Origin of the sequence: Mycobacterium sp. (assembly GCF_032159765.1) — a bacterium.
Lineage (GTDB): Bacteria > Actinomycetota > Actinomycetes > Mycobacteriales > Mycobacteriaceae > Mycobacterium.
In genome coordinates this window covers 1-3668 of record NZ_JAVHWM010000010.1, presented here as the reverse complement: position 1 = coordinate 3668, position 3668 = coordinate 1, and the positions used below count along the sequence as shown (strand labels likewise).

Here is a 3668-nt window from a genome sequence, read left to right as displayed (position 1 = left end):
ATGATCAGTAGCCTCACGACACGTTCCTATCTGCTCCTCACGTCCGCGTAAGCAGCTCCGCCATCTTCGCCATCACGGTTTGCATGGCCTTGAACGGTCGCAACATCACCTTGAACTCGACGATCTTCCCGTCGTCGTTCCACTGGATCATGTCGACGCCGTTGACCTGAACGCCGTCGAGGTCGGTGACGAATTCCAACACCGCCGAGTCCTCGCCGAACCACTGGCCGACGTAGCGAAAGTGCTTGTTGCCCAGCAGCTCTGCGGCCGCGGTCAGGTACATCGCGGTCTTCGCACGGCCCTCCTGGGGGGCGAAGATTGCGGGCGAGTAGAACACTGCATCGTCGGCGAGTAGGGCGTCGAGCCCCTCGACGCTGTGGTTGTCGATCATATCGATCCAGCGCTGGATGACCGGTGGTGTCATGGTGCCCTCACTGCTCGATGATGGGGTCGATGCCCAGGTGTTGATAGGTGACGAGCGGGAGGTACGGCACACCGAGCTCGCCGAAGGCGCGTGCGGCCACCTCGCCCCGGTCGACCATGGGGATGATCCCCGTTACGACGGCGTCGGCCTCGATCGAGCGGTCGTAGGCCTTGCGCACCGAGCCGCCGGTGCTGACGACGTCTTCGACGAGCAGCACCCGCGTGCCTGGATGGTCGTTGAGCCGGAAGCCCTCGATGAACTGCTCGAGCCCGCGCGACTTCGGCTCTTTGCGCACCGAGAACCACGCCTTGCCGGTCACCATCGCGACACCGTGCGCGAGCGCGTCGGCACCCATCGTCAGGCCACCGACGGCGTCGAACTCGATCTGATGCGCCCCTGCGAGGTCAACGACCGCCCGGCAGACGACCGCGAGCCGGGCTCCGGTGTCGACAGCGTGCTTGCCGTCGATGTAGTCGTGGCTGGTCTGGCCGCTGGCGAGTTTGAACGGGATGTCGCGACGTTCATGACCACGCTTGATGATGTCGAACGCATCCTGCCAGGAGATCGGGGTCGTCACCGCGGTAATGGTACGGCGAGCGTCGTAATCGATCTCCTGTGTGTGCGAAGGAGAACCGGTTACGGTTCACCCGTGGGAAACTCGCTCGACCCGCTCGGGTTGTCAGGCATGGCGACCGGCGTGGCGCGGTTCTGGCTGCGCACCGGCATCCGGACGCAGGAGCAGCTGCTGGGGCTGCTCGGCGGCAAGGCCGACGGCGACGACCCGTCACCCGAGGCTGACCGGCGCACCTCGCAACGACCAGACGAGTTGAGCGAAAAAATGCGCGAGTTGCTCGACCGCGCGCTGGATCAGAGCACGAGCAGCAGCCAGGTCGAGCTTTTCAATCACATCCTCGACCAGCTGGTCGCCGACGAAGCCAGGATCATCGGCGCGCTTTCTGACGGCTCGTCGTCACCGCTGGTGAACGTCTACGACTGGACGCGGCGCAGGACGCCGGGGCGGGCCGTGCTCGAAAACGCGTCGCTGATCGGCCGGACCGCGAATGTCGCGCTGCCGGCCATGGTGCCGACCTATGTCAGCCACCTGCTCTCGCTGGGGTTGGTGGAGACCGGTCCCGAGGACGAGGACTTGAAGGACGACTACGAAGTGCTCATGGCCGAGGCCGCGGTGCTGAACGCGATCAAGAACGCGTCCCGCGGCCCGCTGACCGCCAAGGTCGACAAATTCACGTTGACGCTGTCGGGACTGGGCCAGGCGCTCTGGGAGGCGACGATGCAGCAGGACGGTCAGTGACCGACGTCCTGGTCGCACTGGAGAGCTGGGAGGAAATCAAGCGGGACTTCTCTGTCAACTGGCTGATCTACCTTTCGATGCCGATCGTCGCGGCGTTCGTCGGGTGGAGTACCAAGATCGTCGCGCTGGAAATGATTTACCGGCCACTCGAATTCAAAGGGATCGGGCCATTCGGCTGGCAGGGCATCGTCCCGCGACGCGCGGGCAAGGTGGGCTCCAAGACCATCGAGTTGTTGACCTCCAACCTGCTCAAGCCCGAAGAACTGTTGGACCGCATCGACGCAACGGAGGCCGTCGAGGTACTGCACGCCCCGATGCTCCAAGCGGTTGAAGAGATTTCGCGCGACCTCGCCGAGCAGATTCGGCCCGGGTTGTGGGATTCGCTTCCCGAGGCGGGCAGGCGAGCGATCCAGGACAGGATCGCGGCGCAGGCCCCGCGAATCGTCGAGAACATGCTCGAAGGGATGAAGGCTGACCTCGGCCGCTACATCGACTTGCAGTTCCTCGCGGTCACCACGCTGGTGCGTAACAAGGAAAAGCTCGTCAAGCTGATGCGCGGGGTCACCGACGACGCGATGGCTTTCGTCCGTCGCAGTGGGATCTACTTCGGCCTGGTGATCGGCCTCGTGCAGATGGTCGCGTGGGCGTTGTTCAAGAACCCGTGGATCATGCCGGCGTTCGGATTCGCCGTCGGCTTCATCAGCGACTACATCGCGCTGAACATGCTGTTCCGCCCGGTGCAGCCACGAAAGTTCCTCGGCTTCATACCTTTTCAGGGATTGCTGCACACCGAACGGGACAAGATCACGCGCGACTACGCCAAGATCTTGGCCGACGACCTCTTCTCACCGGAGATTCTGTTCGACGGCATTCTGAAAGGCCCCGGCTCCGACAAGTTGTTCGCCCTTGTCGCAAAGGAAGTCGACGCGGCCATCGATTCGCAGAGCGGAATCGCGGGGCCGCTGGTTGCTCTCGTCGTCGGCACCAAGCGCTACCGCGAATTGAAGGACCACGTGGTGACGCTGGTTCTCGAGCGCCTGCCGTCGACGCTGCTCGAGGCGCAGGAGTACGCGACGAGCGTGATCGACTTGGAGAACACCATCGTCGAGAAGATGAGTCAGCTCAGCAACGAGGAATACGAGTCGATTCTGCGACCCGTCTTCAAGGACGACGAGCCGCTGATGATCGCGGTGGGTGCGGTACTGGGTGGCGTCGTGGGCGAGATCCAGGTCCAGTTGATCGAACTCTTCGGACACTGACGGCGGCTCAGACGACCGGTCCGTATTTCGCAGGCAATTCTCAGTGCGCAGGACGATCCTGGCTTCGGGGCCACCGTGAGAGGACCGCTATGCCAGCCAAGGCGAGCCGATTCGCGCTGTTGTTCGCCGTTGTATCGGCACTTGCGCTGATCGCCGTCGCGCCACGGGCCGCCGCGGACGAACCGAACCCGCCCGTGGGGCAGTCGCCGGTTGAGGCCATCCATTATCTGAAGGGCGACGGGTACAACGTCGCGATCAACTGGACCACGGGTTATCCCGATGTCCCGCTGGACGAGTGCACGCTTGTCGCGATACACAACCCCGACGGTTCGGGCCCCAAAGAGAACACGACGGTCTACCTCGACATCTCCTGCCCGGCGGACAACACGGACTCCGACTAAGCGCTTCTGTCGGTCAGTTGCCGCCACCGCAGTGGGTGTCCGCAGGCTTTGACGGCCATGCGCAAGCGCCGACGTCGGTGCTGTTGGATCCGCCTCCGGTGAACACGCCGTAGGCGTCTCCGTGGGTCCCGGTGTAGGTGGCACCGCCGCCGTATCCGCCGCCACCGCCACTCTCCACCGTCACCGTCCAGCCATTGGCTTCGAGCGCAGACTTGTAGGCGCCCATCACGTCAGTCGGGGCTCCGGTGACAAAGAAGTGAAGGTAGATGCCG

Annotated in this window: 5 protein-coding genes and 1 pseudogene; 3 read left to right on the top strand and 3 right to left on the bottom strand. The window is 63.8% G+C overall.

Annotation, left to right across the window (positions count from 1 at the left end):
- Positions 1-37 precede the first annotated feature (37 nt).
- Both QOH60_RS01300 and QOH60_RS01295 read right to left on the bottom strand, forming a co-directional pair.
- On the bottom strand, positions 38-424 hold the full coding sequence (locus tag QOH60_RS01300) for a nuclear transport factor 2 family protein (protein ID WP_526416280.1): 387 nt from the start codon (positions 422-424) through the stop codon (positions 38-40).
- Between the two features lie 7 nt (positions 425-431).
- Positions 432-1001, bottom strand: coding sequence for an orotate phosphoribosyltransferase (locus QOH60_RS01295; RefSeq protein ID WP_526416278.1), 570 nt, complete (start codon positions 999-1001; stop codon positions 432-434).
- Positions 1002-1073: 72 nt separating this feature from the next.
- On the opposite strand from QOH60_RS01295, the gene QOH60_RS01290 reads away from it, so the two are divergent.
- The 3 genes from QOH60_RS01290 (at position 1074) to QOH60_RS01280 (ending at position 3396) form a co-directional block, all read left to right on the top strand.
- A complete protein-coding gene (locus QOH60_RS01290) occupies positions 1074-1736 on the top strand; it encodes an Abi-alpha family protein (RefSeq protein WP_526416276.1) in 663 nt (220 codons plus the stop codon).
- Positions 1733-2995: a DUF445 domain-containing protein gene (locus tag QOH60_RS01285; RefSeq protein ID WP_526416274.1), complete on the top strand. Its 1263-nt coding sequence runs from the start codon at positions 1733-1735 to the stop codon at positions 2993-2995. The genes QOH60_RS01290 and QOH60_RS01285 overlap by 4 nt, the downstream gene beginning before the upstream one ends.
- 89 nt (positions 2996-3084) lie before the next feature.
- A complete protein-coding gene (locus QOH60_RS01280) occupies positions 3085-3396 on the top strand; it encodes a hypothetical protein (RefSeq protein WP_526416272.1) in 312 nt (103 codons plus the stop codon).
- A gap of 13 nt (positions 3397-3409) precedes the next feature.
- Here the strand turns inward: QOH60_RS01280 and QOH60_RS01275 are convergent.
- Positions 3410-3668, bottom strand: a pseudogene (locus QOH60_RS01275) (hypothetical protein); the annotation flags it as partial.

Coding starts and splice junctions, on each gene's coding strand:
- QOH60_RS01280 (WP_526416272.1), top strand. CDS start 3,085: ATGCCAGCCAAGGCGAGCCGATTCGCGCTGTTGTTCGCCGTTGTATCG.
- QOH60_RS01300 (WP_526416280.1), bottom strand. CDS start 424: ATGACACCACCGGTCATCCAGCGCTGGATCGATATGATCGACAACCAC.